At 60.2% G+C, this 13,823-nt stretch carries 16 protein-coding genes; 1 reads left to right on the forward strand and 15 read right to left on the reverse strand.

Annotated elements, in window-relative coordinates; genetic code table 11:
• Positions 1-147: 147 nt before the first annotated feature.
• Positions 148-3,630, forward strand: a complete 3,483-nt coding sequence (locus GTP90_RS01005; protein WP_161081704.1) for a DEAD/DEAH box helicase — start codon at positions 148-150, stop codon at positions 3,628-3,630.
• An 82-nt stretch (positions 3,631-3,712) separates the two neighbouring features.
• Here the strand turns inward: GTP90_RS01005 and GTP90_RS01010 are convergent, their stop codons facing one another.
• From GTP90_RS01010 to GTP90_RS01080, 15 genes are all read right to left on the reverse strand, one after another.
• Complete coding sequence (locus GTP90_RS01010; protein ID WP_254451683.1) at positions 3,713-3,964, reverse strand: hypothetical protein; 252 nt, start codon at positions 3,962-3,964, stop codon at positions 3,713-3,715.
• A gap of 12 nt (positions 3,965-3,976) precedes the next feature.
• Positions 3,977-4,264, reverse strand: a complete 288-nt coding sequence (locus GTP90_RS01015) for a hypothetical protein (RefSeq protein WP_161081705.1) — start codon at positions 4,262-4,264, stop codon at positions 3,977-3,979.
• Between the two features lie 226 nt (positions 4,265-4,490).
• Positions 4,491-4,748 (reverse strand): hypothetical protein, encoded by a 258-nt coding sequence (locus tag GTP90_RS01020; protein ID WP_161081706.1) that lies wholly within the window; start codon positions 4,746-4,748, stop codon positions 4,491-4,493.
• 131 nt (positions 4,749-4,879) lie between these two features.
• Positions 4,880-5,146, reverse strand: coding sequence for a hypothetical protein (locus GTP90_RS01025; protein ID WP_161081707.1), 267 nt, complete (start codon positions 5,144-5,146; stop codon positions 4,880-4,882).
• 99 nt (positions 5,147-5,245) lie between these two features.
• The gene (locus GTP90_RS01030) at positions 5,246-5,827 is read right to left on the reverse strand and encodes a hypothetical protein (protein WP_161081708.1); all 582 of its coding nucleotides are present in this window, start codon (positions 5,825-5,827) and stop codon (positions 5,246-5,248) included.
• Between the two features lie 109 nt (positions 5,828-5,936).
• Positions 5,937-7,154, reverse strand: a complete 1,218-nt coding sequence (locus tag GTP90_RS01035) for an RNA-guided endonuclease InsQ/TnpB family protein (RefSeq protein ID WP_161081709.1) — start codon at positions 7,152-7,154, stop codon at positions 5,937-5,939.
• A gap of 114 nt (positions 7,155-7,268) precedes the next feature.
• Positions 7,269-7,697, reverse strand: coding sequence for an HD domain-containing protein (locus tag GTP90_RS01040; RefSeq protein WP_371875009.1), 429 nt, complete (start codon positions 7,695-7,697; stop codon positions 7,269-7,271).
• A 227-nt stretch (positions 7,698-7,924) separates the two neighbouring features.
• Positions 7,925-8,509, reverse strand: coding sequence for a DUF1643 domain-containing protein (locus tag GTP90_RS01045; protein ID WP_217431922.1), 585 nt, complete (start codon positions 8,507-8,509; stop codon positions 7,925-7,927).
• A gap of 100 nt (positions 8,510-8,609) precedes the next feature.
• On the reverse strand, positions 8,610-8,867 hold the full coding sequence (locus GTP90_RS01050) for a transcriptional regulator (protein WP_161081710.1): 258 nt from the start codon (positions 8,865-8,867) through the stop codon (positions 8,610-8,612).
• A gap of 398 nt (positions 8,868-9,265) precedes the next feature.
• A complete protein-coding gene (locus GTP90_RS01055; RefSeq protein ID WP_161081711.1) occupies positions 9,266-9,589 on the reverse strand; it encodes a hypothetical protein in 324 nt (107 codons plus the stop codon).
• A gap of 552 nt (positions 9,590-10,141) precedes the next feature.
• Positions 10,142-11,347: a pepsin/retropepsin-like aspartic protease family protein gene (locus tag GTP90_RS01060; protein WP_161081712.1), complete on the reverse strand. Its 1,206-nt coding sequence runs from the start codon at positions 11,345-11,347 to the stop codon at positions 10,142-10,144.
• Positions 11,348-12,126: 779 nt separating this feature from the next.
• On the reverse strand, positions 12,127-12,441 hold the full coding sequence (locus GTP90_RS01065; protein WP_161081713.1) for a hypothetical protein: 315 nt from the start codon (positions 12,439-12,441) through the stop codon (positions 12,127-12,129).
• The gene (locus GTP90_RS01070) at positions 12,438-12,716 is read right to left on the reverse strand and encodes a hypothetical protein (protein ID WP_161081714.1); all 279 of its coding nucleotides are present in this window, start codon (positions 12,714-12,716) and stop codon (positions 12,438-12,440) included. The genes GTP90_RS01065 and GTP90_RS01070 overlap by 4 nt, the downstream gene beginning before the upstream one ends.
• A 144-nt stretch (positions 12,717-12,860) precedes the next feature.
• Complete coding sequence (locus GTP90_RS01075; RefSeq protein ID WP_161081715.1) at positions 12,861-13,184, reverse strand: hypothetical protein; 324 nt, start codon at positions 13,182-13,184, stop codon at positions 12,861-12,863.
• A 10-nt stretch (positions 13,185-13,194) separates the two neighbouring features.
• A complete protein-coding gene (locus GTP90_RS01080; protein ID WP_161081716.1) occupies positions 13,195-13,773 on the reverse strand; it encodes a phiTE_072 family protein in 579 nt (192 codons plus the stop codon).
• Positions 13,774-13,823: the final 50 nt, after the last annotated feature.

The raw sequence follows: 13,823 nt of genomic DNA on the forward strand, positions 1-13,823 counted from the left end.
CAGATTTAGCTTGCGCGGCAAGTGGAAAATTCCGTGTTGTGACTTAAAAGCAGCAATACCCGATCGCACGGGGACGATCCGGTGGGCACAGAGACATTCTGGGACAAGTTGACGGGGCTCACAGGTGACGAATACAAGGAAAGTAACATGAGCAACATACTTGAGAGCTGGCTGTTGACGCCATCTGACCCCATGGAGGTCCTCAACCGACTCAACACAGTCTTGGATAATGACCTCGCGGGCGTACTACAGACGAGCAGTCCAAGTATAGGCCGCATGTACTGGACGCAACAGCGCGGATTCGGAACGCTCATGCAAGTGCAAATCCATCCAGCATATCCACGCCATTTGGCTGAACGCGAAGTTGAGGTATGCGTCGAGGGTAACGCTTCGCAACCACGCCTTTCCGTTTCATGTGACGTATGCGGCCATCAATATGGGATACCGAGCGGTTATGAGATACCGAGAGCTTGCGATCACGGAAAGTGGTTACTGATCAAGGCAGTGCAGGCGGTGCGGGGTGACGTCGCACCGCATTTGGCGGATCCGCGTCAATTGCGTAAAGTGCTGCTGTCTAAAAACGCGGCTTCGATACTGCAGGTACTTGAACGTGACACGGCCAGTTCTACCAAAAAGACCATTGAGCAACCGTCATCTGACAGGGACACGGCCGAACTGACGTTTATACTGGCAGCAGGTAACCGCGGGATGCGCCACAGCCTGGAGCTCGTGCAGAACGGTACCGATGGCTATCGCCGGTCATATCGATCGGTGCCGCAAAACTGGTCTTCGTTCTTGCCAGTGATCGGAGGGCGCATGAACAATCACAGCGACGATCCGTTCCACAGCGATGGCGTTCGACAACGTCTATCCCAAAGTGATATCGACTGGCTCAAACAAGTCTTCATGGCCGCCGGCTTGCCAGAATCCTCCCACATCCTCGTGCGCGGCACCAGGATCGGCACGACACTGTTGCAGATGGCCGAAGCGGGCAAGCTGCGAGCGAGCTCTATTCGCGACGAACCACTGCGACAATCGGAACCACGCCAGCTCATGCTAGCGTGGCAGCGAGATCCGTCGCTCCGTTGGCAACTGGTCATGTCCGTCGAAGGCGGAGGTGACGTCATTCCCTGCATTCCACCGCTCTTTGTGCAGTCCGACACCGGGGAAATTGGACTCTTGGCCGACAGCTTGGCACCCGAGGTGCTCGATGTCGTCACCTTTGCGGCCGGCTTATCCGACGAGGACCTTATCACACTGCGGCAACGGGCAAACGGCCGCCAGATCACGGGACTACCTAACCTGCCGGAAGTCGAAGTCATCGACGGCGGCGTGTTGCGACCGGTGCCAACACTGCTACTTGATTGGCGGAGCCAATATGCCCGAGGCTCCCAACAAGGCACCGCACTGGCCGACGTGGACTTCGATTATGACGGCACGAAAGTACGCCATACCGATGGCAAGGAGATCTCCGTCATCGACGGACTCAAACGGATCGATTACCAGCGAGACCTCACGTACGAAGCGGAGTGTGTGCAGCAAATCCGCCCACGCGGCAAAGCGAAGAAAGGCGACAATACGCTGCAGGTCGTCGTGGCGCAAGGCGAAGCGGACGCAGACAAGGTGGTTAAACAAGTCAGGGAGTACCACAAGGCTGTCGTGCCGACACTCAAAGAGGCGGGGTGGCGCCTCCAAATGTCGGATGGCTGGCAAGGCGGCATCGTCCCCGTTACAGACCTCGATTACACCATCAAGCCCGCGGCAGGTGGCACATATGACATCAACGTGTCGGCAGATGTCGAGGGAACAGCACACAGCATGGTGCACGACCTGGTGGGCTTCCTCGGGCGCCGCGACGTTCTCGCGGCGATCCTGGAAAACCAACCTGGCAAGACGTTCGAACTACCAGCAACGCAAGAGGGATACAGGCCAATCATCACACGGGACCTGTTGGCGAAAATACTGCCACTTTTTACCCTCTTAACGCACGAGGACAAAACCAACACCTATCGGATGCGCACAATCGATTTTGGTGCGCTTGACGCGGCAACGCGCGATACGGACTCGCGATTGGATGGCGGCGAGGATCTCGCTAAGCTGGCCACTTCGCTTTCCGTCATTCCTGAGAACCTACCGCAGAGCACGCTGACGGCCATGACGATCCCGCCCTGGCAACACCAGGCTCGCGGGGCCCTGTGGTGCGGTGTACGACGCAAACATGGATTTGGGGCCATCATTGGCGACGAGTACGCCACCGGCAAGACCCTACAATCTCTCGTGACCCTGCACACTGCGTGGTGCGAGCCAGAAGCTGAGAACCACCGAGTGTCGTTGATCATCGTGTCAAAAACCCTGTACTACGAGCGTCGCTGGCAGGAAGACGCCGACAAGTTCTTCCACGACATGCGGTTGGTAGAGGTGCCAAATTCGAAGGGCATGGACAAGATCGAGGCACTCGAGGGAACCGAGCACGCCGTGATTACCACCTACGACACGCTGGTGCGCAACCTGAACCGCTTCCTGGCGCGACAGTGGAACGTCATTGCCTGCGACGAAGGGCATAAGCTTGGCAACAGCCTGTCCACATTCACCAAGGCAGTTGGTGCGCTGCAAGCGCGGCAAAAGCTGATCATCACGGGCAGCGCCATGCAAAACTCGGCACGCGAGATGTGGTCAGTGATGACGCTCGCTGTGCCTGGTCTGTTGCGTGAAAAGGCATGGTTTAACCGAACGTTCCCAAAAAATAAGCTACTGAGCGACGAGACGACCGATTCGACCAGACAGAGTGAGATCACGCAAGCGAACCGCGCCAAGCTCGTCGCACTGGGTAAGCTCATTTCACCGTTCTATCTACGGCGCCTCAATGCGGAACTGGGCCGCTCCCTGCCCACTGTAACGGAAGTGCGACACTCGGTCGTGTTCGGCAAGGAGCAGGCGGCTGTCTACGAAAGCATACGCGCACTGCAGCATGCCGAAGTGCGCAAAGCTATCGCTGAATCTGGTCTGGCCAAGTCTCACCTTTTTGTGCTCGAAGCGATCGAACGCTTGCGCCAAATCTGCGACCATCCGCAACTGGTCAACGTCAAAGGCGTCGCATCGGCCAAGCTGGAAGCGCTCAACGAAATCTGCACCGAGCTACTCAGCGAAGGCAAGCGCATCGTGATTACGTCGCACTTTACGAACATGCTAAAGATCCTGGAACAGCACTTGGAAGAGACAGGGATCTCGTCGGTTCGCATCAGCGGCGGCATGTCAGGTCCTGCGAGGAAAAAGTCTTCGGAAAAGTTCCGCTCCGGCGAAGTGTCGATCATCCTCATACAGCTCAGCATGGCTGAAGGCATCGAGCTCCCGGAAGGCGATGCGATCGTCTTGTTTGAACCCTGGTGGAATGCCAAGAAGGAAGAACAAGCCATTGCCCGATTGCGCCGGGATGAGCGCGACAAGCACGTCACGATTCTGCGCCTGGTTGTGTCGAACAGCGTGGAAGAAGGCGTATTGAAAATCGCCGCCAAGAAGCTCGCCGATATCGAGGCCGTCCATGAAGGCCATGCCAGCGCCGGCGGCACGTTGACGCTGGACGACATCGAGGAATTCTTCAGGCCCCTATCGGATTTTATCGATGAAGACTAAACCTAAGCCGGCCACGGCGCACGAGGCCGTGAGCCACGCGTTACAGCGTGCCGGTGCGAACGCCGGCGACAGTGACGGACGATCAATCCGCCGGGTTGAGCAGTGAAACAGTGAATCCCGCCGGCCAACCATATCGATCGACGCGCATCGCATCCTCCAGGATCAGCTCAGGAATGACGTCACCGTAGTCCTCGTCCGTGCCAGTGATCATCACCAGGGCGCAATTGTACCCTTGCGCCTTCGACACTTGCTGGGCCAGGCGCTTCATTTCCTGCAGCAGTGCTTGAACCTCTGGGCTTGGCTCGGTTTGACCAGCGTTGCTCGATACAGACATGGTGACTCCTCTTTATGGCCAGCTGACCACATCAGCTGGCACGTCCACGTGGTGATGCGCTTTCATCTGGGTGCGAAATTCTTCCCATTGTGCAGGGCCCGCTGGCGCGTGGGTGCAGTGCAGACATTGTCCCGCTCCCGCCATCTGGGCGGTCAAGGTCCGATGCACGTCGATGCCAAAGCGCTTACTGAATCGCCCGATATTGCTACCATCGGCGCCATGGACCCAAACGGTGGTGCCATCGGCCGATACGTCAAGGCCATAATCGATTCCTTCGACCAGTGGAGCTCGTTTCGTCATCGCTATCCTCAATGCGGCATCCAGTATTCAACTCAGGTTGCGCTCATTCGCGCAGTTAAGCTCAGCGCTCACGTATGGCAGGCAGAAGTGTCCATGGGGCTGAGCGACAAGGCCTACGCCTCATCATCGCCAAGGCCCCCGAAACCCCGGCGCCATACTACCAGATCACCAAAATTGCCCGCAACCTCAAGCCACAGCTGCAATCATTGGCGACGCGACGGTAAGCCTAGCGTGGACCGACGACCATGCCCAGTGCGTGCTGCGCACGAGCAATCACAACCGACGTGGGCAATTCGACCTGGCCGTCGCTTAGCTCTGCACAAGCGAGTAGACGGCGCATCTGTTCACCAGGTGGTGCGTCCACGTTGGCAAAAGCGATGGCCAGGTGGGTCTCGGTGGACACAGCTTCACCATTGAGTTCGCTGCACGACAGTAACTGAGAAATCAGGGACGGCAGCCAGCAGGTCAGTTCCACGCCCATCATGCCTCCTTCGAATTGGAGTCGGTAGGCACCTGCCCGCCGACACACTGCAATTCTCCAGAAACGAAGTGGAAACTCAAATTACCGCGACACGACGCGCACTACTCAAAGGCCACGCTCATCCCACGATGACATCAGGCCGCCTCAAGCGCACACTCCCCTCCTTGTGGCGCCTTCAGAATCGAAGCAAATACCGCGACGTCACCACCCGCGATTTCGCGCGGATCCTTTGTCCTCAATAGTTCAGCAAGACCTGCATCGAGTTGGCCGGCCACGCTTTTGCTCACCACCGACGTGCCGGCCATCACCTTGGCCAATTCGGCCGTCGCCATGTCGTAGGCTTGGCGCGCCATGGCCAGCTCGCGCAGAGCACAAATCTGCTGGTCGTTCACAATATGCATCCAACTTCCTCCATGGCTCAAACCATCATTGATGGTTGGGCAAGCGCCCACACCATCGTTATGATACCCCTCGTCTCCCGATTCACACGCCGGCGCCGCCTACGCGAGTGTCTCGCTGCGCATATTACGCAAGTGCTCGGCGAGAACTGTTGACCAGGGCTGCCGCGGCATCACCAACACTGAAATGAGCGGCTCAAGCACATCCGCAGTGAAAAGTACCTGGTACCGATGGGCCTGGCCCAGGGCGGTATAAAGCACCAGACTGGCCTCAGCAACGGCTTCAGCTGCGCGCGCCATGCAGATGACTGGTGTCTTGCCCACGACTTTTCCGTAGCGCGCAGCAACCTCCTTGCGGCGCCCCAGCTCCCCTGGCGTTGTCGGCGGAGGCCGCACCAGACGGACGGCGTCGTCATACAGGGCTTCGTAAATCGACGACACCCTGTCGCCCTCGCGCACCGCCAACAAGGGTTTCAGCGCCAGATCGTGCGCAACCGCGAGATCTCCGTTCGCAACGATCTCTTCCCAGAGGGTACGGAACAAGTCGAGCAACAACACCAGCTCGTTCGCGTCGACGGGACATTCTTGTTCGACGCAGCGACGCATCGTCAGTGCCAGCGAGCGGAACATGGCCCGGGGCGAGTTCCAGGACTGGAGCCCAGTATTGCGCTCATCGTCGAGCAACAGCAGCTCGATCTCAGCATCCGTTTTACCTTCACCGTTGACATCCTCCTCCCCCTCTCGCTAACCTTCGCCGATCCAAAAGCCGGGAAGGGGGAGGATTCCTACTGCGTCATGCCGCTAACGCGGACAGCTCGCTTCGGTGGGCTCCTGCTGCTGGCGGCATTACTTCGCCACTCACTTCACAGGCTAACCGGGCGTGTCCCGCCCTTAAAACATTGATCGCGCCAACCACGTCGGCGTGTTCTTCCACCCCACAGGCGACGCACGCAAAGACCGCCTGGCTCGGACGGTTCCGCGCGTCCACGCAACCACAACACGGACAGGTGCGGCTCGTGTTCTGCGGCGGTACCGCAATGAGATACCCGCCGCTCCATGCCAGCTTGTAGTCCAGCTGGCGCCGAAACTCAGACCAGCCCTGGTCGAGGATCGTCTTGTTCAGCCCCGACTTGGCCCGAACGTTCTTTCCGGGCCTTTCGACGCTGCCAGCCGCCGACCTGGTCATGTTCCTTACCTGCAGATCCTCGATACACACCATCGCGTGGTTTTGGCTGATCGTGGTCGTGGCCTTGTGCAGGTAGTCGCGCCGGGCATTGGCGATGCGAGAATGGATACGCTGGACGCGAACCTTCGCCTTCTTCCAGTTGTTGCTAAATTTCTGCTTTCGGCTCATGGCCCGCTGCGCGCGGCGCAGCGCCGCCTCGTGGTGCCGGAAGCTGGCCAAGGGGGCCAGGTAACTGCCATCCGATAGTGTTGCGAAACGCACCACGCCCATGTCGATCCCGACGGCGTTGCCGGTGCGAGGGAATGGCGCCTCGATCTCGCGCTCGGTCTGGATGGCGAAGTACCAGCGACCGCAGGCCTGGCTCACGGTCACGTTCTTCGGCACGCCCGACACATCGCGGCTGCTGCGATACCGGATCCAGCCCAGTTTGGGCAGAAATATCCGGCCATTGGCCTGATCGAGCTTGAACTGCTTCGGGTCTGGATAGCGGAAGCTGTCGCCCTGCCCCTTCTTCTTGAAGCGGGGGAACTCGGCGCGCTTGGCGAAGAAGTTGGCATACGCCCGATCCAAATCCTTCAGGCTATGTTGGAGCGGGTGAACCGGCGCATCCTTGAGCCAGGGCGTCTCCGTACCATTGCGCCATGCGGTGAGATGCTTGGCCATCGGTACATAGCCGATGTACTTCTGACCAGCCTCGTGATTGGCCTTCTGCAGGGCCAGGGCTTTGTTATACACGAACCTGCAGGCGCCGGCGAAGCGGCGCATGTTGAACGCCTGGGCACCGGTGGGCATCAATTCGAATTTGAAGGCTTGGAGACGAAGCATACTGTTATTATATACAGTATTAAGCACTCAGCAATCGGCAACCCCTAATACGAACCGGTTCCCGGCCGACGCTCTTGACCTCGCCCTGAACGACGAGGTTTGCCGCGCGCCTGATCAAGCGGAAACAGCTTCCAATTGCTCGATCGCACGTCGGTACTTTTCGGTACGCGCGTAATCCGCGGCGGTCGGCTCGGCAATGCGGCCAATGTCGGCGTTGTGCCGCAGATCGCGGATCTTCACGCGCCGCCCAATGGGATCCATGCCAGCACGAATGACAAAATCGGCGTAGGTTTCGCCCGAGCGACGTGTTACCGCGTCCACGCCAGAGACCACTTCCGGCACAAAGCCTTCCGCACGCAGTTGATCCAGCGTGACGCCGCAGTCCTCCACGACGTCGTGGAGCACCGCAACGATCCGTTCAACTTCGGTGCTCATCGACAGCATGACGGCCAACGGATGCAAAATGTACGGTTGCCCTGCCTTATCCAACTGCCCGGCGTGCGCCCGCACGGCGATCTCGATGGCCCTGTCCAGATTACTCACCAGAACTCTCCCAAAAGCATATTGCTAGCCGCCCGTCGGCAGCACCATTGTCTGTCCAGTTCCCAATGCCGTGCGCTGCGCGGCCCAGGTTCGCCTGCCCCCTCCCTCTTGCGGTAAGCCGCCATCTCCACTGGCACTTGACCACGTCATCCTTGATGTCACTGGCCGTCCCTTTTCCCCATGGCTGCCTCGCCCCCTACCACTGCATTTGGAGCCGCAACATCGGGTTATGAGGAACTCTGCAGCGACATCTCGAAAGGCTTTGCCGCATAGCCAACGAACAAAGGATGCGTCGGCGTGCTATCTTGGTTCTGATTGAGGGCAAAGGGCTTGATGCCCTCGTTTCGCAGGAGCTCCAACACGGCCCTATCGCGCCCACCTAACGCACCGGGCTTGCCCCAGCCGCACACCACCACGGCGGCACGCTTGGCAGCCGCAACAATCATGGCGTCATTTTCCGGGCCCACCAAGTCAAACCCCGACTGGTGCAGGCCGGCCAGCTTTTCCGATTCCGTTTCGCGGTACGCGAACACGTTCGCAACGACCAAGCCGCCAACCTCCACCGGGAACCCGATCTGCGGCCACATGCGGACACGGCGAATCTGACGTTCCACAGTTGGATCGTTGGACGTCTCATCTGCCGTACTTGGATTCATCAGGAGCAGCAAAGCTGGCGGCAGCGACTCGTCCCAAATACGCCAGAGCAGATACCGGTAGGTCTCGCAAGCGGAATAGACGGCGCCAGTCGAGCCGGTCAGCGTCTTGTGCTCGCGGCGAATCACTTGCTCTCCGCCTGCCATGTTTTTTCCCATCTACCTCGTCCTTTGGCCATACTCGAAATCGGCGCCACGGCGCGCCACCAATGCGCGGTCTGTCTATGCCGGTACAAGCATAAACTCCGTACTTCGCCATTCAAGTAACGACCTCACTGGGCAAAGACACATGTTCAAGGCGCTTCCTCAGCGCCTCGTGCGCCAAAATCTCCCGCACGTGCGACCACACAATCGGGCGCAACTCCTGATAGTTCGGGGGATCGTCCGGGTCCGCCAGCCACTTTCGCAGCGTAAAATCCGAGGCGTTGAGACGCTTTGCAAACGCCGCCTCATCCAAACCCAAGATCTCCATGGCCTCGAGCAAAAATTCCCGCTGGGCTTGTATTTCGTGTCTCATCGCAGACCTAACTCTTTACCCATTGGGTAAATCCTACCACGCGAGCACACGCGCGGCGATGGTACCATTAGAGGCCGATCCCTATACAAGCCACCTAGTGCCGAGCGGCGCGACCACACGACGACAAGTATTCCACGGGCAAGCCCCTGCGCCGCAGCCTCAATACCGCCTATCTCGATCTGTTCCAGGTGAGATTCCATTGACGACTCTCCACAGGAGAGTCCTTCGGCAGCACCATGCAATCGAAACGCTTCCCGGACATCCTCAAGACCAGATAGCGCCGGCCTGTGCGCGTTACAAGCTCGTCGCCGATCAGGCACGGCTCAAAACCATTCCAGGTAACGCGCAAGGTGACAGGGTCGTAGGGCGGTCTTGGCATATCGTTTCTGCGGGCGCGGTCACTGGTGAACGGTATCCCTCACAGGGGGGCGAGAGGCCATCTTGCGCAGGTTAGAAAAAATGCCCAGCACCCCAACGAGCATCACCGCGATGGCCAAGGCGTGGAACTGATGGATCGACATGCCCACGCTCTTGGGCGAAACACTGTCGAACCCAAGCAAGTTCCATAGGCCGAGCCAGAAACACACCGCAAGCGAATCTGGATAAACAGCCGTCACCAACAAGACCAGGATCACCGAGCACCGATCACCAAGGGCCGCAGTCAAAAGACCCTCCTGCAGCGTCAGCGCGGCGCGGTCGAGCAATCCCACGAGTGTTCTCATCGGTCCCCTTTTTGAACTTCCATATCCTGACGACCTGAAGCACCAGGTCGCCCTACCCTATTGGGCGGCCGTCCTGCGACCGGCCAGCGTCCACAATGCACGATTGGTCCCGCAACGACAAGCGCTCCCGTCGCCCAGCGCAACGCCAGCATCTCTGAATGAAGGCGCGATTGCCAGCATTACCGGCGCCACAACACATCGGGTAACGCTCGCTCCCCCTAGTCGTGGCACGCAGGTCGAACGCAGATAAGCGCGCCCACACCAAGCCAGGACCGAGCCAGAATGAATCGGTCAGCGACAGAGTAGATAGCGAGGTGTCACCAACGCGCACGCGGCGCGCTAACCCAAAGGTGAGACCTGCTCGCCGGCGTCCCGCCTGATCGCGCTAGAAAGCGTCTTACGCGGGTGCGACCCACAACCACGAAATGGCGGCTGCCGACGTTACGGAACGACTACCAGCCGCCTGTGGCACTGGTACGTCGGAATTCGGCAGCTGGTTCGGTGGCGGTGTGACGGCGGGCCTGCGGTCCCGCTACTACGCCGATGCTCCATTTACGATCGGGGCCGGCGAAACTGTTTTTGCTCGTAAAATTCACCGCTACGATTGGAGACCGGATGCGCGGACGCTGGCCTTGTGGTTCCGGCGCGGCGACGTAATAGCGCCACAGCGATTATCAGCGTCACCAACCCGACACCAGCCATGGCGCTAGCAAGATGGCTCCTCGACGCGAGCAGCAAATTGGCCATGGCGACGGCCCCGTGGGCGCGGCGCTCTACGCCTGCCGGCTGCGGCCACGCCTGCGTCCGCGCAAGAGCACCTGCCTGGAGCTCCAGCTCCGCCGTCATCGGCTGCGCAATGTGCATGGTCATGAAGTCCGACTCGACGCGAAAGTGACGTAAGACGTTGGCGCCAAGGATATAACGGCTTGGCCCAGGCATGATCGCCACGGGGACGTCGTGCACTGTGAACGGGCCCAGGGAGATCGCCGCGGCAAGGCCGAGGCAGGCGCCGGCTGGCAGGTCACCAGCGTCGTCCGGTATCGCCGCGCTGCACTCGATACCGGCATCGCGCGCGAAGGATGACGAGATCACCGAAACAGGCGTCTTGGGATCAATGAAGAGCGCTGCCGACATGCCGTTGACCGTGCCAATTTTCACGAATCCATTCCCGGAGCGCACCAGATCAATTGTCTGCGCTGCGCGCCCAGGATCAGGGAAGGTACGGTAGGTCACCTTGACGTCGCCCGCATCCGCCCCCGGCCGGATCATTGCCTGCGTGACGACCCCAGTCTTGACCGGGATACCGCCGCTGATGGCATATTTTGCCCCGCCCAGAAACCCCCTGCCCAGGTTGCACCATCGCTCACCGACCATCACGCCAAAGCCGAAGGAACCAGGGACCATGCGCACGCTGACCTTGGAATTGCCACCGACGGCAATCGCGCGCGACAGGGAAGTCAGTCCCGTGTCGCCCAAAACCACCACAACGAGCGTGCGCAAATCGTTCTTGATGGACAGGACGCCATCAGTACCGGCCGTGGACAGACCCAGCGCCGGCGGGACGGTGGTCGTTCCCGCCTCCGGCGCCGCGGTACAGCCCGACGCCGGGCCCAGCCCGGCGCTCAGCCCGGGCGTACCCTGGCCCGATGCGGCGGGCGCCCCCAACGCCACATAGCGCCCGTAGAGCGACAGCTCAGTGCCCGCGCCAACGGCCAGCACAACACCGACGCAGCACAGCTTGGTGATGAAGGACGACATAAACACTCCCGAACGAATGAAATCCCCACAAGGCCGGGTGAAGTCGTTGCAGCCCCCACAAGGTCAGGCGCCCGGCAACCGTCATTGCAGCATACCGACCGCCGACTGAATAGCCCGCTCCCGTCGTTTTTAACCAGGAACCATGCCAAACCTGGACATGGTCCAAACCACGGGAAAGATGACTGGCCTCGCTGGGCCTGGAGCGAGCACGAAGCGCGGGAGAGCATGGCTTGGACGACACCGAGCCCTCTCCATCGGGGCATAGAGACGGGACCGGCCAAGAAAAACGTGTCGGAGATGCCAAGCGAGCCCATGAAAGGCGGCTATGACGCCGGAATGGAAAAATATTGCTGGCGGCCGCCGCCTTATGGCACTGTCGCGACGATGCGCACGTAGGCGGGAAGCGCGCCGGAGGCGGCAGACTCCGCGCTCCACAGATGGCCGCTTTCGTCCACAGCCATGCCGCTTGCGGAGCGCTTGGCAAACAGGTTGTGCCATCGGCCCCAAGTGGTCGGAGTGCCATCCTGCTCCGCCGCTGGCCCGCACTCTGAACATAGCCGCTTACCACGCACGGCTTCAGGCCATCGAAGGTCTTCGGTGTCGTGATAGAACCCGGCTGCGGTATTTTCCACGCAACCACACTTCTGGCATTGGTATAGGGGCATAGTCGGACTCATTGGAAGGATCGCTGGCCAAGTGGCCAAGCTGCTCTGGATTTCGCCGGCGCAGTTCCCTGCCCATTCCCCCGGAGTTGCGCGCTCACAGCTGGTGCTTGCGCTCTAGAGCCGGGTAGCATCGCGTGGCGACGACTCGCCTTCGATGGCGGCGCCGGGGGAGTCGGAACGCGCCCAGACGCCCCGCTTCAGCTGCGTCACCTGGCCGGCATTGCGCATATCGTCCAGACACGCGCGCATGACGCGGTCAGCGATAATCCAGTGGTTCGGCCTGATGGCATCCATGGCCACCATCATGTCCAGCCCTGCACTGGTCAGGTGTGCCCGGATGTCCCCGGGCGTGAAAGTCGGGTCCCGCAGCATGCGCTCGCGCGCCAGTTTAAAGAGGCTGCCAGGGATTTCCGTCTGCCCGAATTTCATGCGGCCTCCTTCAAAAAACTCGTTTTGGCCCAGGTGCCGCGCTTGAGCGGGGCTATCTCACCGGTGGCACGCAGTTCGCGAATGCACGAACGCGTAACGCGATCAGCCACGATGCCCCAGTTGACGCCTTTTCCGCTGACGGACGCAAGGGTGTCGGGCGCCTGCTTGGCCAAGTGGACGCGGACGTCTTCTGGCGTGAAGGTGGCGTCACGCCGCATGCGCTCGCGCGCCAACGCAAATAGCGCTTCGGGGATTGGTGTCTTACCAGATTTCATGCCCGGTCCTTTCGGAGTTTCATTTGAAATGTTCGGCCGACTAAGTCCCAGTCTCAACGCGATGATGGAGGGACTGGGCGAAGAAGTCAGCCTGTCTCGTAGAGCGGGAATACGTGCGTGAGCCGGCCCAGATTTTGGGCCAGCTCACGCCTGGCCGCTGCGACTTGGCACCGGCGCCGATAGCGGAACCGCGCTGGCCAAACTAGCGCCAAAGGCCGCTACGGCCGCATCTTTGAGGACAATCACCACTGGGCCTTCGCGCATGTCGCCCTCGATCGTTCCATGCAACGCCGCGCGCTCCTTGACCGTTAAGTTGCGCCACTTCGCGATCCAGTCCCAATGCCCAAACAGGAGCCCTGTCGGGCCGCCAGCGCAGGACTGTCCATAGGAAATCCCATGCTCCTCGCACCAGGCTTGCGCCGCATAGAGAGCTTGGAACGTGCCTTGCTGGTTAAATTCAACGCGCATGGCTGCTCCCTTACGCCAACGCCGTCAGCTGCTGACGCTGCTGCAGGGCCTGTTGGACAGCCGTGATGACCCGAAACAGGTACAGATAGTTGGGGTTCGGCTTGGTCGGCAGCTGGAACCACCACTCGGCGCCGAAGATCCTCTCCAACAGGTTGTACGCCGCCCAGCCGTCGTCACCAAAGCGCGCGAGTTGAACTTCGTCCCAGAGTGCCTTCGCCTCGCGGGCGGTCAGCTCGCCGCGGCCAATGCGCAGCACCCGTTCGCGACCGCCGACCGCCGGAACCACGAAGCCGCGGCGCAGCCGCAAAATGTGTCGTTGCGCACCGCTCTTGATGCTCTCTGCGTCCACAATGTCCTTGCGTTCGTTGGACAGGTAGTTGGCCAAGTATTCCTCGCTCATGCTGCCAACAAACTGGGCCACAGTCTTTTCGCCCATTCCGCTCCACATTGCCGACCAGGCTGTGCCCGCACACTCCAAAATGACCTTGCCCCGCTTTGGCATCAGGTCCTCGAAGATCGCCGTAATCGTGTCGAGGCCTGGCACGTCGGTAATCGTGAGCTTGGTGACAGACGATTGGGTAACTTGCACAATACACTCCTATCATTTGCTACGCTCTGCGCCCCCTTCTACAACAAGGG

Source organism: Duganella vulcania, assembly GCF_009857655.1.
Lineage (GTDB): Bacteria > Pseudomonadota > Gammaproteobacteria > Burkholderiales > Burkholderiaceae_D > Rugamonas > Rugamonas vulcania.